25 protein-coding genes, 1 tRNA gene and 1 pseudogene are annotated in these 20560 nt (G+C 60.6%); 16 read left to right on the top strand and 11 right to left on the bottom strand.

All coding sequences use genetic code 11. The features are described from left to right. Positions 1-5 precede the first annotated feature (5 nt). Positions 6-827, top strand: a complete 822-nt coding sequence (locus tag APH41_RS04160; protein WP_034126564.1) for an HDOD domain-containing protein — start codon at positions 6-8, stop codon at positions 825-827. On the opposite strand, the gene APH41_RS04155 is transcribed toward APH41_RS04160, so the two are convergent. Next, entirely contained in the window at positions 828-2213 is a 1386-nt protein-coding gene (locus APH41_RS04155) for a sensor histidine kinase (protein ID WP_054917630.1), read from the bottom strand. Continuing rightward, positions 2206-2877, bottom strand: a complete 672-nt coding sequence (locus APH41_RS04150; RefSeq protein WP_014717358.1) for a response regulator — start codon at positions 2875-2877, stop codon at positions 2206-2208. Before APH41_RS04150 ends, APH41_RS04155 begins: the two co-directional genes overlap by 8 nt. A 235-nt stretch (positions 2878-3112) precedes the next feature. Between APH41_RS04150 and APH41_RS04145 the strand changes: the two genes are divergently transcribed. The 5 genes from APH41_RS04145 to APH41_RS04125 all read left to right on the top strand — a co-directional run bounded on the left by APH41_RS04145 (position 3113) and on the right by APH41_RS04125 (position 8575). Further along, the gene (locus APH41_RS04145; protein ID WP_054897614.1) at positions 3113-4405 is read left to right on the top strand and encodes an OprD family porin; all 1293 of its coding nucleotides are present in this window, start codon (positions 3113-3115) and stop codon (positions 4403-4405) included. Positions 4406-4433: 28 nt separating this feature from the next. Continuing rightward, on the top strand, positions 4434-5423 hold the full coding sequence (locus tag APH41_RS04140) for a tripartite tricarboxylate transporter substrate binding protein (protein WP_161793218.1): 990 nt from the start codon (positions 4434-4436) through the stop codon (positions 5421-5423). A 147-nt stretch (positions 5424-5570) separates the two neighbouring features. Beyond that, on the top strand, positions 5571-6029 hold the full coding sequence (locus tag APH41_RS04135; protein ID WP_003189430.1) for a tripartite tricarboxylate transporter TctB family protein: 459 nt from the start codon (positions 5571-5573) through the stop codon (positions 6027-6029). Position 6030: 1 nt separating this feature from the next. Beyond that, positions 6031-7545: a tripartite tricarboxylate transporter permease gene (locus tag APH41_RS04130; protein ID WP_003189428.1), complete on the top strand. Its 1515-nt coding sequence runs from the start codon at positions 6031-6033 to the stop codon at positions 7543-7545. Continuing rightward, positions 7538-8575: an AbrB family transcriptional regulator gene (locus APH41_RS04125; protein ID WP_054917627.1), complete on the top strand. Its 1038-nt coding sequence runs from the start codon at positions 7538-7540 to the stop codon at positions 8573-8575. The genes APH41_RS04130 and APH41_RS04125 overlap by 8 nt, the downstream gene beginning before the upstream one ends. A 29-nt stretch (positions 8576-8604) precedes the next feature. Here APH41_RS04125 and ung read toward each other — a convergent pair whose 3' ends face one another. Then, on the bottom strand, positions 8605-9297 hold the full coding sequence (ung, locus tag APH41_RS04120) for a uracil-DNA glycosylase (protein WP_020301023.1): 693 nt from the start codon (positions 9295-9297) through the stop codon (positions 8605-8607). A gap of 136 nt (positions 9298-9433) precedes the next feature. Between ung and APH41_RS04115 the strand changes: the two genes are divergently transcribed. Next, positions 9434-10546 (top strand): enoyl-CoA hydratase/isomerase family protein, encoded by a 1113-nt coding sequence (locus APH41_RS04115; RefSeq protein ID WP_054917625.1) that lies wholly within the window; start codon positions 9434-9436, stop codon positions 10544-10546. Here APH41_RS04115 and APH41_RS04110 read toward each other — a convergent pair. After that, on the bottom strand, positions 10532-10984 hold the full coding sequence (locus APH41_RS04110; RefSeq protein WP_054897618.1) for a DUF3757 domain-containing protein: 453 nt from the start codon (positions 10982-10984) through the stop codon (positions 10532-10534). The two genes, APH41_RS04115 and APH41_RS04110, sit on opposite strands and share 15 nt — an antisense overlap. Before the next feature lie 157 nt (positions 10985-11141). Next, positions 11142-11501: a hypothetical protein gene (locus APH41_RS04105; RefSeq protein ID WP_019818497.1), complete on the bottom strand. Its 360-nt coding sequence runs from the start codon at positions 11499-11501 to the stop codon at positions 11142-11144. Between the two features lie 67 nt (positions 11502-11568). On the opposite strand from APH41_RS04105, the gene APH41_RS28715 reads away from it, so the two are divergent. The 8 genes and pseudogenes from APH41_RS28715 to APH41_RS04075 all read left to right on the top strand — a co-directional run bounded on the left by APH41_RS28715 (position 11569) and on the right by APH41_RS04075 (position 15254). Continuing rightward, a complete protein-coding gene (locus APH41_RS28715) occupies positions 11569-11736 on the top strand; it encodes a hypothetical protein (RefSeq protein WP_155290838.1) in 168 nt (55 codons plus the stop codon). Positions 11737-11744: 8 nt separating this feature from the next. Continuing rightward, entirely contained in the window at positions 11745-11957 is a 213-nt protein-coding gene (locus APH41_RS04100; protein ID WP_034126556.1) for a cysteine-rich CWC family protein, read from the top strand. Then, on the top strand, positions 11947-12639 hold the full coding sequence (locus tag APH41_RS04095; protein WP_054917624.1) for a pseudouridine synthase: 693 nt from the start codon (positions 11947-11949) through the stop codon (positions 12637-12639). Before APH41_RS04100 ends, APH41_RS04095 begins: the two co-directional genes overlap by 11 nt. A gap of 304 nt (positions 12640-12943) precedes the next feature. After that, a complete protein-coding gene (locus APH41_RS04090; RefSeq protein ID WP_054897622.1) occupies positions 12944-13828 on the top strand; it encodes an alpha/beta fold hydrolase in 885 nt (294 codons plus the stop codon). 113 nt (positions 13829-13941) lie between these two features. Next, positions 13942-14015 (top strand) — tRNA-Gly (locus APH41_RS04085). A 107-nt stretch (positions 14016-14122) separates the two neighbouring features. Then, positions 14123-14238 (top strand): annotated as a pseudogene (locus APH41_RS29285) (type II toxin-antitoxin system HicB family antitoxin); the annotation flags it as partial. Positions 14239-14323: 85 nt separating this feature from the next. Beyond that, entirely contained in the window at positions 14324-14656 is a 333-nt protein-coding gene (locus tag APH41_RS04080) for a hypothetical protein (RefSeq protein ID WP_054917621.1), read from the top strand. Between the two features lie 97 nt (positions 14657-14753). Then, the gene (locus APH41_RS04075; RefSeq protein WP_054917615.1) at positions 14754-15254 is read left to right on the top strand and encodes a methylated-DNA--[protein]-cysteine S-methyltransferase; all 501 of its coding nucleotides are present in this window, start codon (positions 14754-14756) and stop codon (positions 15252-15254) included. A gap of 91 nt (positions 15255-15345) precedes the next feature. Here APH41_RS04075 and APH41_RS04070 read toward each other — a convergent pair whose 3' ends face one another. From APH41_RS04070 to APH41_RS04055, 4 genes are all read right to left on the bottom strand, one after another. After that, positions 15346-15873 (bottom strand): DUF4142 domain-containing protein, encoded by a 528-nt coding sequence (locus APH41_RS04070; protein ID WP_003189402.1) that lies wholly within the window; start codon positions 15871-15873, stop codon positions 15346-15348. Between the two features lie 119 nt (positions 15874-15992). After that, the gene (locus tag APH41_RS04065) at positions 15993-16634 is read right to left on the bottom strand and encodes a LysE family translocator (RefSeq protein ID WP_034126551.1); all 642 of its coding nucleotides are present in this window, start codon (positions 16632-16634) and stop codon (positions 15993-15995) included. Positions 16635-16680: 46 nt separating this feature from the next. Continuing rightward, a complete protein-coding gene (fos, locus tag APH41_RS04060) occupies positions 16681-17097 on the bottom strand; it encodes a fosfomycin resistance glutathione transferase (RefSeq protein ID WP_054917612.1) in 417 nt (138 codons plus the stop codon). A 15-nt stretch (positions 17098-17112) separates the two neighbouring features. After that, positions 17113-18039, bottom strand: a complete 927-nt coding sequence (locus APH41_RS04055; protein ID WP_054917610.1) for a LysR family transcriptional regulator — start codon at positions 18037-18039, stop codon at positions 17113-17115. Positions 18040-18107: 68 nt separating this feature from the next. Here APH41_RS04055 and APH41_RS04050 point away from each other — a divergent pair, with 68 nt between their 5' ends. Further along, positions 18108-18584, top strand: a complete 477-nt coding sequence (locus APH41_RS04050; protein ID WP_054917607.1) for a DMT family transporter — start codon at positions 18108-18110, stop codon at positions 18582-18584. On the opposite strand, the gene APH41_RS04045 is transcribed toward APH41_RS04050, so the two are convergent. Together APH41_RS04045 and yiaY are read right to left on the bottom strand one after the other, a co-directional pair. Continuing rightward, positions 18556-19230 carry an epimerase gene (locus APH41_RS04045; RefSeq protein WP_054917606.1) on the bottom strand — a complete coding sequence of 225 codons (675 nt, stop codon included), beginning with the start codon at positions 19228-19230 and terminating at the stop codon, positions 18556-18558. The genes APH41_RS04050 and APH41_RS04045 overlap by 29 nt on opposite strands. Positions 19231-19316: 86 nt before the next feature. Beyond that, entirely contained in the window at positions 19317-20465 is a 1149-nt protein-coding gene (yiaY, locus tag APH41_RS04040) for an L-threonine dehydrogenase (RefSeq protein WP_054917605.1), read from the bottom strand. Positions 20466-20560 lie beyond the last annotated feature (95 nt).

Raw genomic sequence — 20560 nt, 5'->3', positions numbered from 1 at the left:
CATGAATGAACAAGCTGGCGGAAAAAGTCCAACAAGCGTTGGTAACGGCCATCGACAACGATGACCTGGTTCTGCCGACATTGCCGGAGGTGGCCCTGAAAATTCGCCAGGCCGCCGAAGACCCGGACATCAGCATCAGCCACCTGAGCAAAGTGATCAGTCGTGACACGGCCCTGTCGGCGCGCCTGATCAAAGTGGTCAACAGCCCGCTGCTACGGGCCAGCCAGGAAGTCACCGACCTGCACACCGCCATCACCCGGCTCGGTACCAACTACAGCAGCAACCTGGCTATCGGCCTGGTGATGGAGCAGATCTTCCACGCCCGCTCAGAGGTGGTCGAACAGAAAATGCGCGACGTGTGGCGCCGCAGCCTGGAGGTGGCGGGCGTGAGCTACGCCTTGTGCCGTCGCCACAGCCAGCTCAAGCCAGACCAGGCGGCGCTGGGGGGCCTGGTGCATCAGATCGGCGTGCTGCCGATCCTCACGTATGCCGAGGATCACTATGAGCTGCTGGCCGACCCCGTCAGCCTCAACCACGTCATCGACAGCATCCACCCGGTGCTGGGGGACAAGCTGCTGCGGGTCTGGGACTTCCCTGAGATGCTGGTGAACGTGCCGGGCCAATACCTGGACCTGACACGCGACTCTGCAAGCCTGGACTACGTCGACCTGGTGCAGGTCGCCGCGCTGTACTGCCACCGCGGCACCGACCACCCCCTGGGGACCGTGCCGATTACCGCCTTGCCGGCCCTCATGAAGTTGCGCATAGACCTGCACAGCGACGCCCTGCGCAGCGAACTGGACGAAGCGCGGTCGATGTTTTACTGATCAACCCGCGATAAAACTCACGCGCACCTTAAGCCCCGCCAGCTCGCCATCATGCAGGCTGATCTGCGCCAGGTGCGCACGGCAAATCTCCCCGACAATCGCCAGCCCCAAGCCCGACCCCATGCCCTGCTGGCTGCGTCGATAAAAGCGTTCAAACACCCGGTCCCGCTCATCCAGTGGGATGCCAGGGCCGTCATCCTCGACTTCCAGCACCGCCGGGGCCGTCACTCGCAAAATCACATTGCCGCCAGGCGGGGTATGGGCCAAGGCGTTATCCACCAGGTTGCTGAGCAGCTCATTCAACAGCGTTGGTTCGCCGCGCAGCCATACCGGCTCGTCGGCCTCCAGCGCCAGGGCCACGCCCCGCGCGTGGGCCAGCGGCGCCATGGCCATACCGAGCTCACGGGCCAATTGGCTCAAATCGAGCAGTTGCGCACCGCCTTCGGCAATGGCGCGGGCACCGTTTTCGATGCGGGCCAGGGACAACAATTGATTTGCCAGGTGCGTCAGCCGGTCGGTGCCCTGGGCGGCCGTTTCCAGGGTGTTGCGCCAGGTGGCGGGTTCTTCGGCACGCAAGCCCAGTTCCAGCCTGGCCTTAAGCGCCGCCAGGGGGGTGCGCAGCTCGTGGGCAGCGTCGGCAATAAACTGCGCCTGGCGCTCGAACTGCCCGCGCAAACGTTCGGTGAAATGGTTGAGCGAGCGCACCAGTGGGCCGAACTCATCCTGAACCTCCACTAATGGCAGAGGCCGCAGGTCATCAGGCTGGCGCTCTTCCACCGCCGTACGCAGGCGTTCCAGCGGGCGCAGTGCGGCGCTCACCGCGAACCACACCAGCAATAACGCACCGATGGCGAGCATGCCCAGACGCAGCAGTGTATCGGCCATCAGGCTGCGGGCCATGGCCACCCGGGCTTCGTCGGTCTCCGCAACACGAATTTCGGCCATGCCGTTCATGTTCGGTTCCGAGACGGCCTTGAGCAGGCTCACCACGCGAACATGCTGGCCCAGGTACATGGCGTTATAGAACCGCGCCAAGGCTGGATAATCGTCGGTGCGGGGCGTGCCGGGCGGCGGGCCAGGCAGGTTTTCGTAACCGGAAATCAGTTTCTGATCAATATCATTGACTTGGTAATAAATGCGCCCGGCACTGTCGTAGGCAAAAGTGTCCAAGGCCACATAGGGCACATTGGCGCTGAGGGTGCCGTCCACCTGGGTCAAGCCGGCGGCAATGGTGCGTGCCGAGGCCAGCAGCGTGCGGTCATAAGCGGTGTCGGCGGCTTCGCGACCGTTCCAATAAGCGCTCATGCCGCTGGCGAGCATCAACAACACCAGCAATAACGCAAGGTTGCACAGCAAGCGCCAGCGCAGGCTGCTGGGCTTATGCATCACGGGCTTCCAGCAAATAGCCAAGGCCCCGGAAGGTGACGATGGCGATGGGTTGGCCATCGAGCTTCTTGCGCAGGCGATGCACGTAGATTTCGATGGCGTCGGGGCTGGCCTCCTCGTCCAGGCCGAATACCTGGGACGCCAATTGTTCCTTGCTCATCACGCGCCCCGGCCGGGCGATCAACGCTTCGAGCACCGCTTGTTCTCGGGAGGTCAAGGTCATCAGCTCGCCTGCGACCGTGAAGCGCCGGGTGTCGAGGTCGTACACCAGCACACCGCAGGTTTGCTGACGCTCGCCGCCCAGCACGCTGCGCCGCAACAGTGCCTTCACCCGTGCTTCGAGTTCCGTGAGTTCAAACGGTTTGGCCAGGTAGTCATCGGCGCCCAGGTTCAGGCCGTGCACGCGGTCTTTTACATCACTGCGAGCAGTCAGCATCAGCACCGGCAGGTTTTTTCCACGTGCCCGCAAACGTGCGAGCACCTCGAAACCATCCAGGCGCGGCAACCCTACGTCCAGGATCACCGCGGCGTATTCCTCGCTGCTCAAGGCCAGGTCCGCCGCCACGCCGTCATGCAACACATCAACGGTCAAACCCATGCTCTTGAGCGCTTGGGCCACGCTTTCGGCGAGCTGCAAATGGTCTTCAACCAGGAGGACACGCATGGATTTCTACCTCGTTCAGGGGTGGTCGACGCCACGCTTTGCCCGGCAGTTTACAGCCGCAACCTGGCCTGTGAAGCCCGAAAACATTGAAAGGCGATTGAAAGGTTAGTGAAAGCTTCGCCCTTTAGCATCCAACCACGGTGGTCTATGCCCGCCGAGTTGCCTGACCCGTAGCGCCCGAAAAACGCCTCGAAGCGTTTTCGCCAGAATAAGAACAATAACGGAGTACACCACGATGCTGTCGACCCAGCCACAGGCTTGCCCGCCTGTTCGTTCTTCCCGCCTGACCCACACCGCCCTCGCCAGTGCCGCTGCCCTTGCCGGCTTTTCGCCGCTCAGCCAGGCTGCCTTCTTCGAAGACAGTAGCGCGACCCTGGAAACCCGCAACATGTACTTCAACCGCGACTTTCGCGACGGTACCAGTGCCCAGCAATCCAAGCGCGACGAATGGGCCCAGGGCTTCATGCTCAACGTGCAATCGGGCTACACCGACGGCACCGTCGGCTTTGGCGTTGATGCGCTGGGCATGCTCGGCGTCAAGCTCGACTCCAGCCCCGACCGCACCGGCACCGGCCTGCTGCCGACCCACGATGACGGGCGCGCCGCCAACGAGTACTCCAAGCTGGGCCTGACCGGCAAAGTGAAAATCTCCGCCACCGAGTTGAAGATCGGCTCGCTGATCCCCGAACTGCCGATCCTCAAGCCCAACGACGGGCGCATCCTGCCGCAGACCTTCAACGGTGGCTTGATCACCTCCAAGGAACTCAAGAACCTGGTATTCACTGGTGGTCGCCTGGACAAAGCCAAGGACCGCGACGACACCAACTACGAAGACATCGCGCTCAATAACAAGAACAGCCGCTTCCTCAGCGGTGCCACCGGCAAGCACTTCAACTTCGGTGGCGTCGACTACAAGTTCGCCGACAAGATCACCGGCAGCTACCACTTCGCCCAACTCGACGACGTGTATCGCCAACACTTCCTCGGCATGGTCGCCTCACGCCCGATGGGCCCTGGCACTTTCGCCGCCGACCTGCGACTGGCAATCAGCGATGACACCGGCTCGGCCCGCGGCGGCAATATCGACAACACGTCCCTCAACGGCCTGTTCAGCTATGCCCTCAATGGCCATAAGCTCAGCGCCGGCTACCAGCACATGTCCGGCGACAGCGCCTTCCCGTATGTGGATGGCAGCGACCCGTACCTGGTCAACTTCGTGCAGATCAACGATTTTGCCGGCGCCGAAGAACGCTCCTGGCAGGCACGCTACGACTACGACTTTGCCAAGCTGGGCATTCCTGGCTTGAGTTTCATGAGCCGTTACCTCTCGGGTGACAACATCAAGCTCAAGAACGGCGAGACCGGCAAGGAGTGGGAACGCAACAGCGAGATCAAATACGTGGTGCAAAGCGGCACGTTCAAAGATGTGGCCGTGCGCCTGCGTAACGCCACCTATCGTTCCAACTATTCGGCCCGTGACGCAGATGAAATGCGCTTGCTGGTCAGCTACAGCGTCGCACTTTGGTAGTAACCCCCTCATAACAAAAACGATGGAGATCACCATGACCCTTTCACTGCGTAAATTTGCCCTCGCCGCTGGCTGCATGCTGTTCGCCGGCCAACTGCTGGCCGCCGACGAACCCAAGCGTCCGGAATGCATCGCCCCGGCCTCCCCAGGCGGCGGTTTTGACCTGACTTGCAAACTGGCGCAAAGCGCGCTGGTGAACCAAAAGCTGCTGACCAAGCCGATGCGTGTGACCTACATGCCAGGCGGCGTGGGCGCGGTAGCCTACAACGCGGTCGTCGCCCAGCGCCCTGCGGATGCGGGCACGTTGGTCGCCTGGTCGAGCGGTTCGCTGCTGAACCTGGCCCAGGGCAAGTTCGGCCGTTTTGATGAAAGCGCCGTGCGCTGGTTGGCGGCAGTGGGCACCAGCTATGGCGCCATCGCGGTGAAAAGCGACTCGCCCTACAAAACCCTCGACGACCTGGTCAAAGCCCTGAAGAAAGACCCAGGCAGCGTGGTGATCGGCTCCGGCGGCACCGTCGGCAGCCAGGACTGGATGCAAACCGCACTGATCGCCAAGGCCGCCGGGATCAACCCGCGCGAACTGCGTTACGTCGCCCTTGAGGGTGGCGGTGAAATCGCTACGGCTCTGCTGGGGGGGCATATCCAGGTGGGCAGTACCGACATCTCCGACTCCATGCCGCATATCCAGAGCGGCGATATGCGCCTGCTGGCGGTGTTCTCTGAGCAACGCCTGGATGAGCCGGAAATGAAGGATATCCCGACCGCCAAAGAGCAAGGCTACGACATCGTCTGGCCGGTGGTGCGTGGCTTCTACCTGGGGCCAAAGGTCAGCGATGCCGACTACGCCTGGTGGAAAGACGCCTTCGACAAACTGCTGGCTTCCGAGGAGTTCGCCAAGCTGCGTGACCAGCGCGAGCTGTTCCCGTTCGCCATGACGGGCCAGGAGCTGGACACCTACGTGAAGAAACAGGTGGCTGACTACAAAGTGCTGGCCAAAGAGTTCGGCCTGATCCAGTAATCGCCCCTCTTTTGTGTAATGCCCCTGTAGGAGCGAGCGTGCTCGCGAAGAACCCAAGGACATCCACGTGCGTCCAGAGAGCACGCGTTATCGTTGACGTTTTTCGCGAGCAAGCTCGCTCCTACAAGAGGGGCCTTGGAGTTTTCTATGCTCTTACAACGCATTTTCGCTGCCGTGCTATTGCTGGCCTGTATCGGCCTGGCGCTGATGGCCTGGCCGTATCAGGCGGCTTTTTCCTACGAACCCGTAGGGCCAAGAGCCTTCCCCCTGCTGTTGCTCGGGCTGATGGGCCTGGCGCTCATCTACATGATGATTCGCCCGCAGGCGACCAAACACACTGACGATGAACCCGCGCTGGATCAACCCACGTTGATCAAGATCGGCATCTGTGTGGCCCTGCTGCTGGTGTTTGCAGGCACATTCGAATCCTTGGGTTTCATTCTCAGCAGCATGCTGATCGGTATTCCGATGGCACGGCTGTACGGCGGCCGCTGGTTGCCCAGCGTGGTGATCATCACCTTGATGAGCGTCGGTCTTTATCTGCTGTTCGATAAAACCATGGACGTACCGTTGCCCCTCGGCCTGCTCGACGTTCTGGAGAACTGATATGGATACTTTTGGCTATTTGGGCCAGGGTTTCGGCGTTGCGCTGAGCCCCTATAACCTGGTGACCGCGTTGTGCGGCACCCTGATTGGCACCGTGGTCGGCCTGTTGCCGGGCCTGGGCCCGATCAACGGCGTGGCACTGCTGATCCCCATCGCCTTCGCCCTGGGCTTGCCGCCAGAGTCGGCGCTGATCCTGCTGGCAGCCGTGTACCTGGGCTGCGAATACGGCGGCCGCATCAGTTCGATTCTACTGAACATCCCGGGCGAAGCCTCCACCGTCATGACCACCCTCGACGGCTACCCGATGGCCCGCAAAGGCCTGGCTGGCGTGGCACTGTCATTGTCGGCCTGGAGTTCGTTCATCGGCGCGTTTATCGCCACCTGCGGCATGGTGCTGTTCGCCCCGCTGCTGGCCAAGTGGGCGATTGCGTTCGGCCCGGCGGAATATTTCGTCCTGATGGTGTTTGCGATTGTCTGCCTGGGCGGCATGGCCGGTGACAAACCGCTGAAGACGTTTGTTGCCGCGCTGATCGGCTTGTTCCTTTCCTGCGTGGGCATCGACGCCAACAGCGGTGTATACCGCTTTACCGGCGACAATATTCACCTGACCGACGGTATCCAGTTCGTGGTCCTGGTGCTCGGCCTGTTCTCCATCAGCGAGATTCTCCTGCTGCTGGAAAAAACCCACCGTGGCCAGGAAGCAGTGAAAGCCACCGGGCGCATGATGTTCAACGCCAAGGAAGCCTTGTCGGTGCTCACTGTGAATCTTCGTTGCGGCGTGTCGGGCTTTATCATCGGCGTGTTGCCGGGCGCTGGTGCAACCATGGCCTCGGCCGTTGCCTACATGACCGAGAAACGCATCGCAGGCGCCAGCGGCAAATTCGGTCAGGGCGACATGCGCGGCCTGGCCGCCCCAGAAACCGCGATCGGCGCATCGGTCTGCGGCGCCATGGTACCCATGCTGACCCTCGGCGTTCCTGGCTCGGGCACCACGGCGGTGATGATCGGCGCCCTATCGCTGTACAACATCACCCCCGGCCCACTGCTGTTCCAACAGCAACCGGACATTGTCTGGGGCCTGATCGCCTCGTTGTTCATTGCCAACATCATGCTGGTCGTGCTCAACATCCCGATGATCCGCATCTTCACCCGTATCCTCGCCGTGCCGAACTGGGCGCTGGTGCCGGTGATCGCCATCATTACCGCGATTGGCGTGTACGCCGTGCATGCCACCACCTTCGATCTGTTCCTGATGATCGCAATCGGCATCTTCGGCTACATCCTGCGCAAGCTGGACTTCCCGCTGTCACCGCTGCTGCTGGGCTTTATCCTCGGCGGCCTGATGGAGCAGAACCTGCGCCGTGCGCTGTCGATCTCCAACGGTGCGCTGGAAATCCTGTGGTCGAGCCCGATCACCTTTGGCGTCTGGGTGCTGACCGCAATCATGCTGCTTGTACCGCTGCTGCGTATCTGGCGTAAACGCGTGCAACAGCGTCGTGCCCTGGCCGATGTCTGAGGTCACCTTTAAACATTGGTGGGGAACACCGCTGGTCGGCCTGGCCGGCGGTTACCTGGCCAGCCTGGTCGGCTGGCCTTTGCCGTACATGGTCGGCTCGTTGCTGGCGATCATCCTGGTGCGCTGCCTGACGCCCTGGCAATTGGCAGAGATTCCCGGCGGGCGCAAATGCGGCCAATGGGTGGTGGGCATCGGCATCGGCCTGCACTTCACCCCGGTGGTGATCGAGCAGGTGATGAGCCACTTCGGCCTGATTTTCTTCGGTGCACTGGTCACCAGCTTGTCGAGCGTGGTGGGCGTGTGGTTGATGCGCCGCAGCGGTGAAGACCGCGCCACGGCGTTTTTCTCCAGCATGCCGGGCGGTTCCGGGGAGATGGTCAACCTCGGCGCCCGCAATGGCGCGGTGCTCAGCCGGGTTGCGGCCGGGCAAAGCCTGCGTGTGCTGGTGGTGGTGCTGTGCGTGCCAGCGATCTTCAAATATTTGCTCGGAGGCGGCGCGCCGCAGTTCCATCCGGCGCCCGTGGACTGGGCGTGGCTGGCCCTGCTGTTTCCGGTGGGTGCGCTGGTTGCCTGGGGCTGGCAGCGCTTGCGCCAACCCAACCCTTGGCTGTTCGGGCCATTGCTGGTGAGCGCGATCGCCAGTGTGACTTGGGATTTACACATCGGCCTGCCAGACGGCGGCAGTCAGATCGGCCAATGGTTGATCGGCAGCGGTTTGGGCTGCCACTTCAATCGGCAGTTCTTCCGTCGCGCGCCATCGTTCATGGGCCGCACCTTGATTGGCACGGCATTGACCATGCTGCTGGCGACGTTAGCGGCGGTGGGCTTGAGCGCCCTCACTCACCTCGACCTGCGATCACTGACCCTGGGCATGATGCCAGGCGGTATCGCTGAAATGAGTCTGACAGCTGAAACCCTGCAGCTGTCGGTGCCCTTGGTGACGGCGATGCAGGTGATGCGCTTGTTGTTCGTGCTGTTTTTGGCCGAGCCTTTGTTTCGGCACTGGAACCGTCAGCCAGCCCCCCTCTAAAACCTCCCACATGTTGAATGTGCCAGGCCTCACACCGGTGGCAAACGCCACTCGATGGGGGCCTCGCCATTCTGCTCGAGAAACTTGTTGGCCCGGCTGAAATGCCCGCAGCCCAGAAACCCGCGATACGCCGACAACGGCGACGGATGCACCGAGGTCAGCACCAGATGCTTGGTGGCGTCGATGAGCTTCTGCTTGCTTTGAGCATGGGCGCCCCACAGCAGGAACACCAGGTGCGGCTGATGCTCGCTGACCACTTCGATAATCCGATCGGTGAAGAACTGCCAGCCCTTGCCGGCATGGGCGTTGGCGTTGGCGCGCTCCACGGTCATGGTGGTGTTGAGCATCAGCACGCCCTGGTCGGCCCAGCTTTGCAGGTAGCCGTGGTTGGGGATGTCGATGTTCAGGTCGCGCTTGAGCTCTTTATAGATATTGACCAGCGACGGCGGTGCCGGCACGCCCGGTTGTACCGAGAAGCACAAGCCGTGGGCCTGGCCAGGGCCGTGGTACGGGTCTTGTCCGAGAATCACGACCTTGACCTTGTCCAGCGGCGTTGAGTTGAGCGCGTTGAAAATCAATGGGCCGGGGGGGTAGATCTCTTTGCCAGCGGCATGTTCCTGGCGCAGAAACTCGCGCAATTGCGCCATGTAGGGCTTCTCGAACTCCTCCCGCAGGGCGTGTTTCCAGCTGGGTTCGAGTTTGATACGGTCGCCATCGGTCATAGTTGAATTGTCTTGTAAAAAAGAATGAGGCGAACCCTAGGAAAGCCGACCCCGCTTGTCAATTGATCTGACACAGCACCGGCACTTTCCCACGAAGGGATCATACTCATCCTTCACCTTCTCGATTGAGGCCACGATGAACCTGCATTTCGAAGAACTGACCGGCAGTGGCGGCGCTCGCATCGGTATCGCCAGCCTGGACGCGCCAAAGTCCCTTAACGCCCTCTCCCTGCCGATGATTCTGGCCCTGGATGAGCGCATGGAGGCCTGGGCCAAAGACCCGCAGATCGTCTGCGTGCTGCTGCGCGGCAACGGCCCCAAAGCTTTTTGCGCCGGTGGCGAAGTGCGCAGCCTGGCTCAGGCTTGCCGTGAACAGCCGGGCGAAGTTCCGACCCTGGCCGCGCAGTTTTTTGCCGCCGAATATCGTCTTGACTACCGCCTGCACACCTACCCGAAGCCGTTGATCTGCTGGGGCCACGGTTATGTATTGGGCGGCGGCATGGGCCTGTTGCAAAGCGCCGCCGTGCGTATCGTTACGCCAAGCAGTCGTTTGGCCATGCCCGAAATCAGCATTGGCTTGTACCCGGATGTGGGGGCCAGTTGGTTCTTGTCCCGCTTGCCGGGCAAGCTCGGCCTGTTCCTGGGCCTCACCGGCGCCCATATCAACGGTCGCGACGCGCTGGACTTGGGCCTGGCCGACCGTTTCCTGCGTGATGACCAGCAAGACGATCTGCTCGATGGCCTGCTGCAGCTGAACTGGCAGGAACAGAGCGCGATGCAACTCAACAGCTTGCTCAAGGCCCTGGCGCAGGAGGCAAACAGTGATCAACCCGAAGCGCAATGGCTACCGCGCCGCGCACAGATCGACGAATGGCTTGATGTAGGAGATGTGCGGTGTGCCTGGCGCGCCTTGAGCCTGCTGCGCGACCACAGCGACCCGCTATTGAGCCGGGCCGGCAAAACCCTCAGTGAGGGCTGCCCACTGACGGCGCATCTGGTGTGGGAACAGCTCCAGCGTGCCCGTCACCTCTCATTGGCCCAGGTGTTCGAGATGGAATACACCCTGAGCCTCAACTGCTGCCGTCATCCGGAATTCGCCGAAGGGGTTCGGGCGCGCCTGATCGACAAAGACCAGGCGCCTCGTTGGCACTGGCCGGATATCAACACACTCCCGGAAACGGTGGTGCAGGCGCACTTTGACAAGGCCTGGGAAGGTAGGAATCCTCTGGCGGATTTATCTGACTACTGACAGGTCTGTACGCTTGTCGTTGACCTTGAAAGCGCAATTGTCCGGCTGGCTGTCCTCGCACGTATACACCGGCAACTCGAACGCATCGGGCTGCAGCCTCCAATACAAGGTGCTGGTCAACGACATGTTGATAACCTCATTTCCGCTGCTTGGCCTCAACGCTACAACACCGTTCCAACTGGTGCGGTAGATGCACTTGTCCATGTAGCCGTTTCCTCTCTCCTCGCCGTCGCCCGGCATGAAGATTGCGCCAATGAACCCGTCGACAACACCACGCGACGCTACCTTCGGGCTTTGCCAGCGCAGGCCATTGTCCTGGGCGCGATAATGGCCGTCTGCATACGCGACCTGCGACGGATAAGGACAGCCTTGCTCCGCTCTTGCCGATGCAATGAAGCAGCTCATCAGCAGGAGCACGCAAATCAATTGTTTGAACATAGGGTTTCCATCTGCTCAGTCTCACCACGCAAAAGCACAAGGCTCCTCGTTAGTGAAGTACAGCTAGCGCCTCAAAGATAGCTGTTAAATCTGACAGTACGGACATACGGTACCTATAAAAAACGGCGCATGATGCGCCGCTTGTTTTTCAAGATATTTAACGGTGACCGCCGCGGCCACCTCCGTGGTCGGAACCGCGTCCACGCCCGCCATTGCCCCAGCGGTCGCCCCACCCCTGGTTTGGGTAGGGCCGGTACCCGGCGCGGGGGTAATAGCGCGGGGCCGGTTGGTAGTAGCGCGGCGCCGAATAGTAGCGAGGCTGTGGCGCATAGTAGCGAGGCGCTGGCGCGTAATAGCTGCGCCCAGAAGGGTAATAACGCGGGCCGCCGTAGTAATAGGCTGGCGCCGGCGCGGTGTAGACCTCGGAGCGATAGTAGGTAGCGCCTCCATCGTAATAGGGCACGCAGGCTGAAAGGGTCAGGCCGAGCAAAGCGATGAGCAGCAGTCGTCGATACATGGCGGCCTCCTGGACCGCGGAAGAGCTCCTCCAGCGACGCTGGCGAGCGGCATTCAGCTTTCACTGAATGACGAAACATCTGACATCAAAAACCGAATCTGGTGCGTTCGCGACACAACTGGAAACACCTGTTTCAGACGAAGTGAAAGCCCGCCAAAACGCCATGATGATGGAATGCCGCGCAGCCGCGCTGTATCGTGCAACAACTAACGCGCCCTACCCGATTCCCTTCTGAACCGACCCATGATCACACCGACCCTTTGCCCCGCCTGTGGTGCCCGCAACGACTGCTCCCTGGCCGATCCGCGCACTGCCGATCAAGCCTGCTGGTGCTACGGCGTCATCATCGACCCGGCGGTGCTTGAAGCCCTGCCCGATGAGTTGCGTGATAAAGCCTGCCTGTGCCCACGCTGCGCCCAGGTGGACGAACAGTTGCGTAACCGCAATGCGCGTTGATCGTTTCCTCAGCAACCTGCCACAGTTCAATCGCAAGCAAGTGCGCCTGTTGCTGGTGGAACGCCGGGTGACCGTTGAAGGGGTTGCGGTCAGCGATCCTCACCATGACGTACGTGAATTCAGCCAGGTCTGCGTTGACGGTGAAATCCTGCAAGCGGGCAAGCCGGCGCGCTATTTCATGCTGCACAAACCCCGGGGTTGCGTCAGCGCCACGTCGGACCCGCAACACTCCACGGTCCTTGACCTGCTGGACGAACCGGACAAAGCCGAACTGCATATCGCCGGGCGCCTGGATTTCAACACCACCGGCCTTATCTTGATCACCAACGACGGCCAATGGTCGCGGCGCCTCACGCAACCGCAGACCAAGTTGCCCAAGGTGTACCACGTGCAAACCGAACAGGACATCAACCCGCAGTACGCGGTGACGTTCGCGGCGGGCGTGTATTTCGCTTTCGAAGATCTCACCACCCAACCTGCCGAACTTGAACTGCTGGGCCCCAGGACAGCGCGGTTGAGCATCATCGAAGGCCGATATCACCAGGTCAAACGCATGTTCGGTCATTTTGATAACAAGGTGATCGGCCTGCACCGCGAGCGAATGGGGCCCTTAGTGCTCGATGCGTCGCTTGCGCCGGGTCAGTATCGACCACTGACTGACGAAGAGATCCTAAAAGTCTGACGACCGTTCAGCCGATGATGGCAAAAAACCAGCCGCTCGCCTTGCGACATGCGTTCCGTACTGCTTGAATCAGGGCTTCAGCCAGATAATGACTGATGAGTCGCCTATAACCTCCAAGAAACACCTTGCCTCGCCCGCGCTTGATCCATGGGTCTTCCCGGCAAACCGCCCGCCATAACAACACCCGCCGGCCAGCCGTCATCGGACCGACATGGGCCCTCATTTTCCAGGCGTATGCCTACCTGTCATAAAGCTCGTGCAGAGTGATCTGCGCGCACTACCCGCTTGCCAGGAGTCTTACGACATGAGGCCAGAAATCGCTGTGTTGGATATACAGGGTCAGTATCGGGTGTACACGGAGTTCTATCGCGCGGACGCGGCGGCAAAGACCATCGTCCTGGTCAACGGCTCAATGGCGACCACAGCGTCCTTCGCTCAAACCGTGAAAAGCCTGTACCCGCAATTCAATGTGGTGTTGTACGACCAGCCCTACGCTGGCCGTTCCAAAATCCATAACCGTCATGAGCAGATGCTTACCAAGGAAGTCGAAGGCCAGATCCTCCTTGAACTGCTCGACCACTTCGCCGCTGAACACGTATTGTCCTTCTCCTGGGGCGGGGCCGCCACGTTGGTTGCCCTCGCACAGCGACCCCGTCGGGTAGAAAAAGCCGTAATCAGCTCATTCTCGCCGGTGATCAATGCGCCCATGCGTGACTACCTCGAACGTGGCGTCGACTACCTGGGCAACCTCGACCGCGACCGCGTCGGCCATCTGGTCAACAGCACCATCGGCAAGCACCTGCCTTCGCTGTTCAAACGCTTCAACTACCGCCATGTCAGCAACCTGGCCGCACACGAATACGGGCAGATGCACTTTCACATCAGCCACGTGCTCAACAGCGACCGGCAGTGCTACCTCAAGGCAGCCAGGCAGATCGATATTCCAGTGTTGTTCTTGAACGGCGAGTGGGACGAATACACCAGTGCAGACGACGCCAAACTGTTTGGCCAGCATGTGGCCAAGAGCAGCTTCAGCACCATTCAGGCAACGGGACACTTCTTGGACATGGAACATAAAGCCGCGTGCCGCGACAGCCGTGAGGCCGTGGTGGGCTTCTTGAAAGGGCAGCGGCCCGCAAGCCCGTTACGGTATAGCCAGGGCCAGGCGCAGCATGCATGGGCGCTTTGAAATCAGGCCTGACACTGTGGCGAGCAAGCTCTGTCGCCACACGCAACTCTCACATTTTTCAAAGAAAAACTTCAAATCCAGCTGAACATCTGGTACAAAGTCAGCCGCTCTGAGCGGGTATAGTTTAGTGGCAAAACGAAAGCTTCCCAAGCTTTAGTTGAGGGTTCGATTCCCTCTACCCGCTCCACTCAGATTTGCACTTGCGTCAGGGGTTTCTGGCGGAGGCTGCACAAAAAACCGGTCCTTGGTGACCGGTTTTTTTATGCCTAAAATTTAGTCTCCAGCACTCATCTGCTGCTCGGCTATCTGTTGAATCGCATCGTTGAATACGTGTTGAATCATCCACAGGAAAAAGCTGCTCGGGGTTTCTGGCATTCGCAGCGCGAAAGGCATTACAGCAGGAGCGATAGGTACGCCTAAACAAAGTCTTACAGGAAGACCGGCAACACCTCACGATAATGTAGGCTCATCGGCCCAGAGCTTGGAAACATGGCAATGCTGGACACCAAAAAAGCCACACCCAAAATCATCCTGTGCCAAGTAGCCGGCTGGGTGTTGGTTTTGCCGCTGCTGGTCTCGTTTGTACGGCTGCCCTTCCCCCTCGGATTATTGCTGGAGTCAGGAGTGATTGCCGCCTCAGCGTATGGCGTGAGGTTTGCCTGGCGTCACGCAACCCCACGCGTGGCTGTGTTCGCTTTGTTTGTCACCCTGCTCAACGTCATTTCTATGGTCATGTTAGGTACAGCGTCAGTACTCAAGGCCCTTTACATTATCGCCTGGCTCTACTGGTCCCCCCATTATTCCAGCTGGGTTTACTGGAATGTCTAGTTGGACAAGAATTTGACCGCAAGAAACGTAGTTCCCAACCCCCTTGGTGGAACTACAGTGGCGTCGTCCCCATCAACGCCCTTCAAGGAAACTGCTCATGGCCTACCAGTACAAGCTCATGCCTTCCCCTGTCGGTGAACTCACCCTGGTGGCGCGGGATGGCAAACTCAACGCCATCCTCTGGGAAGTGGAACGTGCCAATCGTGTGCGCCTGGGTGAATTGATCGAAGCCGACGACAGCCCAGTGCTCTTGGAAACCGAGCGCCAACTGCAGGAATACTTCGCCGGGAAGCGTAACCAGTTTGAACTGGAACTGGACTTCACCGGCACTGACTTCCAGAAGCAAGTCTGGCAAGCACTGCTGACCATTCCCTTCGGCGAAACCCGCAGCTATAGCCAGATCGCACAGCAGATCGGCAACCCCAAAGCCGTGCGCGCCGTCGGCGCCGCGAATGGGCGCAACCCCATTTCAATCATTGCGCCATGTCACCGGGTGATCGGCGCCTCGGGCGGACTGACCGGGTTCGCGGGCGGGTTGGCAGCCAAGCAGTATTTACTCGCACTTGAAGGCACAGGTCAGACGGAACTGGCGTTATAGGCGGCATTGACCCATACCCCGTCTAAAACCCGGCATGAAAACGGCGGTGGGAGTCCCCTCCCACCGCCGTTTTTCAGATCGGGCAGCGGCCTCAACCGTCGCCTTGATGGCCCTTACCGTAGGTCGACGCCAGGGCCCGGGCTTTTTGCAAGCGCTCTTCAAGCTTGGGTAGCGTCTCATCCACCAGTGCCTTTATCTCTGGCACATCCGACGCCGCGCCTTCTTTCTGGAACAGGGCGATGGCGTCTTCGTTTTCCTTGACCTGCTGCGCGGTATAGGCAGCGTCAAACGAATCGCCGTCCTTGAGTTCAGGCATCAGGGTTTCGGCTTTATCAACGATCTTCTCCCGTGGGGCCACTGGCAAATCAAGCTTCTTGGCGATCGCCGCCAAGTGCTGGTTGGCCAGCGTGCGCTCGTTGATGACCTCAATGGTGTAGTCCTTGATTTCCTGGGACGAGGTCTTGGCGTGGGCCATGCGACTGGTTTCGATATCGGCCATACCTTTGGCCGAAGCCTGCTCGATGAATTCTGCAGGCGACTGGGCGAAAGCATTGCTGGCGCCGAGGCCCAGCAGCATCGCGAAACTGGCGGTGCGTAACCGGATAGCCATGCGGCTCATGATGGGTTCCTCCAGGGCAAAAATAGGCGCGGGAGCATACAACCCGCCCTGAATTCGAATTTTCAGGGCGGTAAAGGTTTAGAAAAAACTTACCTGGGCGACGAACGGTCGTCGTCGCATCAGGCCGCTTTGCTGCCGAACAGGCCCGGCAATGCGTGCGCCAAAGCATTGAGGGCGAAGCCGATAAACATCACGCCGCAGAGCTTGGTGATCAGGATTTCATGGCGTTGATACAGCGTGCGCACCCGTTGGGCACCCACCACGCCAATCAGGATCGCGTAGGCCAGCAAGCCACCGATAAAGCTCAACAGAATCAAGGTCGGCAGCATCGACCAAGTCAACAACTCGGCTCGGCTGGAGAGCAACGCGGTGAACGTCGCCACGGCAACCGGGTAGGCCTTGGGGTTGGTCAAGCCAAACAGAATACCGTGCCAGAACGGATGGCGCGCCGCGCCCTGAGGGGCATCGCTATTGCGGCGCTGGGTGCGGATCGCACGCCAGCCGAGCCAGAATAAATACACCCCGCTGAGTACGCCGAGCACATCAAAGGCACTGCTGCCGACTTCTCGCGCACCGACGATGGCAATCAGCGCCGTGCTGCACCACACCACATCGCCGAGCAAATGACCGCACAAGAATCCTGCCCCGGCACGCCGGCCACGGGCCGCACCGATGCCGAATACGGCCAGGACACCGGGGCCAGGGGTAATGCCGTAGATAAAACCCGAAGCCAGCACGGCGAACAGCAAGGATGGGGTCATGGTAGACGCTCCGACAGACGCTTGAGGGTGAACGATTCTGCATGTTTCAGCGCGGTGGGTAAAACTTCATTCCAGCATAGGGCTGGGCGCGACAGGCTTGCAGCCGCGAGGCCAGATCGCCGACATGAACCTCGAGCTTATGGCCGTCGGGATCGAGAAAATAAAACGATGCGCCTTCACTGCGGTTGTCTCGCCACTCCTGTACGCCGGCGGCGCGCAGGCGTTCGACCAAGGCAGTGAAATCAGCAGCATCGACAGTGAACGCATAGTGGGTGTAATCCATCGCCGGAGCAGCCGAGCGCAACGGGTCCAGCGACAGGCACAGCCAAAGCCCAGGCAGTGAGAGGTAGGCACCGTTATCCCAGGTTGCGTCGAGCTGCAGGCGCAGCAGGTCGTGATAGAAACTGACGCTGCGCGGCACATCGGCGACGGCCAGGGTCAGGTGGTTGAAACCGCTGAGCATCTAGGTGTTCTCGCGTTATCGTGGGTCTGCGGACAATACACCCACCACCCTGCCAATCAACCACTGCAAACCCACATCCCCACCCCGCCGCGTATGCCAGGCCAGCTCAAAGGCAAACGACGGAATATGAAACGGCGGTGGCACGGCCAGCAATTGCCGAGCGTCAATATTCATCAAACCCCGGGACGACACCGTCAAAATCAGGTCCGTGCCCTGGATCAACTGCGGCGCCACGCTCCAGTGCGGCAGGCTGATCGCCACGTGGCGGCGTTCACGAATGGCCGTCAGCGCCCGTTCGATTTCCGGCGTGCCGCTGCCGCGCATCTCCAGCAGCACATGGGGGCGTGACAGGTATGTCGGCAGGTCCAGCACTCCGTTGGGCGCAAGGCTGGTGGGGTCGACCAGGCAGGTGTAATGCTCTTCGAACAGCGGCGTAGTCCGCAGTTCGGCGGGCATGTCGGGGAATACGCCCGCAGCCAGATCGAGATCGCCATTGAGCACACCCTCAACCATGCCTTCGCGGCTGGCCTGGATGATCTGCAAGTCGATACCGGGCGCTTCATGGCGTAGGACGCGAACCAGGCCGGGCAGGAATATCGCCGCGCTGTAGTCCGACATCGCCACGCGAAAGCGGCGCTTGGCCGAGGCGGGATCAAAACGATTCGGCGCCAGTAATGCCTGCACCTGGGCCAGAGCTTCGGTCAATGGCGCCGCCAATTCCAGGGCGCGGGCGGTTGGCACGAGTGTGCCGCCCTGACGCATCAGCAGCGGGTCGCCCAGCATATCGCGCAGCCGTGCCAACGCATGGCTGACCGCCGGCTGGCTCAGGTGCAGGCGCTCGGCGGCGCGGGTGACGTGTTGCTCGCTGAGCAAGGCGTCGAGGATCACCAGCAGGTTAAGGTCGACGCGGCGCAGATCATTCATCAACTGCATGTCCAGCATAAGAATTTGGAATTTAAATTTGCGCGACGAATACCCTAGAGTCCAGCAAAACCTTTGGGAGCGTCGAGATGACTGTGTTGCATTGGGTAGGTTTGTTAGCGCTGGCGGTGTTAGCCGGCGCGGTAGTGCCGTTTCAGAGTGCGATCAACGCCAACCTCGGGCGCGGGCTCGGCCATCCGTTGTGGGCCACCCTGGCGTCGTTACTGGTGAGCATCATCGTGCTGCTGCCGGTGATTGTGGCGATGCGTTTACCCCTGCCGAGCCTGGCCTTTATCAGCAAGGCACCGTTGTGGATGTGGGCCGGTGGTGCCTTTGGCGTGTGTTTTATTTCATTGGCGTTGATGCTGCTGCCCAAGCTCGGCGCATCGGGCTTCATTGCGCTGGCCATGGCCGGGCAGATTCTCGCGTCGTTGCTGCTGGACCATTTCGGCCTGTTCGGCCTGGTGGAACGTCAATTGACAACCTCCCGGGCGTTGGGCGCGTTACTGCTGATCAGCGGCGTTGCGCTGATTCAGCTCAGCGGCGCTCAGCCGCCAGGCGATTGATCTGGGCCTGCTCCACCACGGGCTGCGGCGCGCCTTGGCTGGCCGCCTGCAACATCGCACGGCCGACGGTCTCGGTGCTCACCACCCAATCCGGTTTCAGTCGCCGCACAAACGAAAGCACCGGCCCAAGCACGCTGTAGAAGGATTGGTACAACGGCGTCTTCGAACGCACACCGTGCAACGGCTGGATGATCCCGGGGCGGAACAGATACACCGCCTTGAACGGCAAGCGCAGCAAGGCATTTTCGGTCTTGCCCTTGACCCGCGCCCACATCGACTTGCCGGCTTCGGAACTGTCCGTGCCGGCGCCGGACACATAGATAAAGGTCATCTGCGGATTGAGCCGCGCCAGGGTGCTGGCCGCCACGAGGGTCAGGTCATAGGTGAGGTGGGTATAGCGCGCCTCCTTCATGCCCGCCGACGAAACACCCAGGCAGAAGAAACATGCATCAAAACCCTGCAGCAGGTTTTCCAGGGGGTGGAAATCCAGCATGTCGTTGTGCAATACCTGATGCAGCTTGTCGTGCTCCTGGGTCAAGGGCGTGCGGCCAACGGACACCACTTCCTGCACATCGGCCGCCAGCAGGCACTCGCGCAGCACACCCTGGCCCACCATGCCGGTGGCGCCGAATAACAGAACTCTCATGAAGTGACCTCAGCGGCACGCCGCACGCTTGATGCTTGAATGCATTGAGCGTGTAGCTTACCGCGTGCTGCCAAAGGCTGCCCCTATCAAAAAGCGCTACGAAAGATCTCCTCAATCTGACGCTGGTCCGCCCGCCGTGGGTTGGTCAGCCCGCAGGCATCTTTCAACGCATTGCTGGCCAGCAACGGAATGTCCTGCAACTTAGCGCCAAGCTCACGCAAGCCCGCAGGGATTTCCACGTCCTGGGACAACCGACGAATCGCCGCGATGGCAGCCTGGGCGCCCTCCTCGGCGGTGATGCCCTTGATATCTGCACCAAGGGCCCGGCCCACGTCGCTCAGGCGTTTGGCGCAGACACTGGCATTGAAGCTTTGTACATGGGGCAATAGCACCGCGTTGCACACGCCATGGGGCAGGTCGTACAAGCCGCCCAATTGGTGGGCCATGGCATGCACGAAACCCAGGGATGCATTGTTGAAGGCCATGCCAGCGAGGAATTGCGCGTAGGCCATGTTTTCCCGTGCGGCCTTGTCAGTGCCGTCGCGCACCGCCAGGCGCAGGTTGGCGCTGATCAATTCGATGGCCTTGATCGCGCAGGCGTCGGTGATCGGTGTCGCAGCGGTGGACACGTAGGCTTCGATGGCGTGGGTCAGCGCATCCATGCCCGTGGCGGCGGTGAGGCCCTGGGGCATGCCGACCATCAGGGCCGGGTCGTTGACCGACAGCAACGGCGTGACATTGCGGTCGACGATGGCCATTTTTACGTGGCGGCTTTCGTCGGTGATGATACAAAAACGCGTCATCTCGCTGGCCGTGCCAGCGGTAGTATTGATGGCTACCAGCGGCAGTTGCGGCTTGCTCGATCGGTCCACGCCTTCATAGTCGCCGATACGCCCACCGTTGGTGGCGCACAGGGCAATGCCCTTGGCGCAGTCATGGGGCGAACCGCCGCCCAGGGACACGACGAAATCGCAGGCGCTCTGTTGCAGTAACGCCAGGCCTTTTTCGACGTTTTCCACGCTGGGGTTGGGCTTGGCGCCGTCGTAGATCACTGAGTCGATATCCTGCATCGCCAGCTTCTCGGCGATCATGCCGGCCACACCGGCTTTGGCCAGGCCGACGTCGGTGACGATCAACGCCTTGTCAAAGCCGTAGTTGCGGATGGCGGTCATCGCTTCGTCAAGGCAATCGATACCCATGATGTTGACGGCGGGGATAAAGAACGTGCTGCTCATGATCAATCCTCAAAGGCTTTATGCCGACAGAATCAACCTGTACCGCGTGGCGCATCTTGATCAGGATCAATGCCGGCTCGTGATAAAGTCACCCC

Source organism: Pseudomonas sp. NBRC 111138 (assembly GCF_001320835.1).
GTDB lineage: Bacteria > Pseudomonadota > Gammaproteobacteria > Pseudomonadales > Pseudomonadaceae > Aquipseudomonas > Aquipseudomonas paracarnis.
The sequence above is the reverse complement of the archived record's forward strand: the minus strand, read 5'-3'. Positions and strand labels throughout refer to the sequence as shown.

Coding starts and splice junctions, on each gene's coding strand:
- APH41_RS04160 (WP_034126564.1), top strand. CDS start 6: ATGAACAAGCTGGCGGAAAAAGTCCAACAAGCGTTGGTAACGGCCATC.
- APH41_RS04155 (WP_054917630.1), bottom strand. CDS start 2,213: ATGCATAAGCCCAGCAGCCTGCGCTGGCGCTTGCTGTGCAACCTTGCG.
- APH41_RS04150 (WP_014717358.1), bottom strand. CDS start 2,877: ATGCGTGTCCTCCTGGTTGAAGACCATTTGCAGCTCGCCGAAAGCGTG.
- APH41_RS04145 (WP_054897614.1), top strand. CDS start 3,113: ATGCTGTCGACCCAGCCACAGGCTTGCCCGCCTGTTCGTTCTTCCCGC.
- APH41_RS04135 (WP_003189430.1), top strand. CDS start 5,571: ATGCTCTTACAACGCATTTTCGCTGCCGTGCTATTGCTGGCCTGTATC.
- APH41_RS04130 (WP_003189428.1), top strand. CDS start 6,031: ATGGATACTTTTGGCTATTTGGGCCAGGGTTTCGGCGTTGCGCTGAGC.
- APH41_RS04125 (WP_054917627.1), top strand. CDS start 7,538: ATGTCTGAGGTCACCTTTAAACATTGGTGGGGAACACCGCTGGTCGGC.
- ung (WP_020301023.1), bottom strand. CDS start 9,297: ATGACCGATGGCGACCGTATCAAACTCGAACCCAGCTGGAAACACGCC.
- APH41_RS04115 (WP_054917625.1), top strand. CDS start 9,434: ATGAACCTGCATTTCGAAGAACTGACCGGCAGTGGCGGCGCTCGCATC.
- APH41_RS04110 (WP_054897618.1), bottom strand. CDS start 10,984: ATGTTCAAACAATTGATTTGCGTGCTCCTGCTGATGAGCTGCTTCATT.
- APH41_RS04105 (WP_019818497.1), bottom strand. CDS start 11,501: ATGTATCGACGACTGCTGCTCATCGCTTTGCTCGGCCTGACCCTTTCA.
- APH41_RS28715 (WP_155290838.1), top strand. CDS start 11,569: ATGACGAAACATCTGACATCAAAAACCGAATCTGGTGCGTTCGCGACA.
- APH41_RS04100 (WP_034126556.1), top strand. CDS start 11,745: ATGATCACACCGACCCTTTGCCCCGCCTGTGGTGCCCGCAACGACTGC.
- APH41_RS04095 (WP_054917624.1), top strand. CDS start 11,947: ATGCGCGTTGATCGTTTCCTCAGCAACCTGCCACAGTTCAATCGCAAG.
- APH41_RS04090 (WP_054897622.1), top strand. CDS start 12,944: ATGAGGCCAGAAATCGCTGTGTTGGATATACAGGGTCAGTATCGGGTG.
- APH41_RS04080 (WP_054917621.1), top strand. CDS start 14,324: ATGCTGGACACCAAAAAAGCCACACCCAAAATCATCCTGTGCCAAGTA.
- APH41_RS04075 (WP_054917615.1), top strand. CDS start 14,754: ATGGCCTACCAGTACAAGCTCATGCCTTCCCCTGTCGGTGAACTCACC.
- APH41_RS04070 (WP_003189402.1), bottom strand. CDS start 15,873: ATGAGCCGCATGGCTATCCGGTTACGCACCGCCAGTTTCGCGATGCTG.
- APH41_RS04065 (WP_034126551.1), bottom strand. CDS start 16,634: ATGACCCCATCCTTGCTGTTCGCCGTGCTGGCTTCGGGTTTTATCTAC.
- fos (WP_054917612.1), bottom strand. CDS start 17,097: ATGCTCAGCGGTTTCAACCACCTGACCCTGGCCGTCGCCGATGTGCCG.
- APH41_RS04055 (WP_054917610.1), bottom strand. CDS start 18,039: ATGCTGGACATGCAGTTGATGAATGATCTGCGCCGCGTCGACCTTAAC.
- APH41_RS04050 (WP_054917607.1), top strand. CDS start 18,108: ATGACTGTGTTGCATTGGGTAGGTTTGTTAGCGCTGGCGGTGTTAGCC.
- APH41_RS04045 (WP_054917606.1), bottom strand. CDS start 19,230: ATGAGAGTTCTGTTATTCGGCGCCACCGGCATGGTGGGCCAGGGTGTG.
- yiaY (WP_054917605.1), bottom strand. CDS start 20,465: ATGAGCAGCACGTTCTTTATCCCCGCCGTCAACATCATGGGTATCGAT.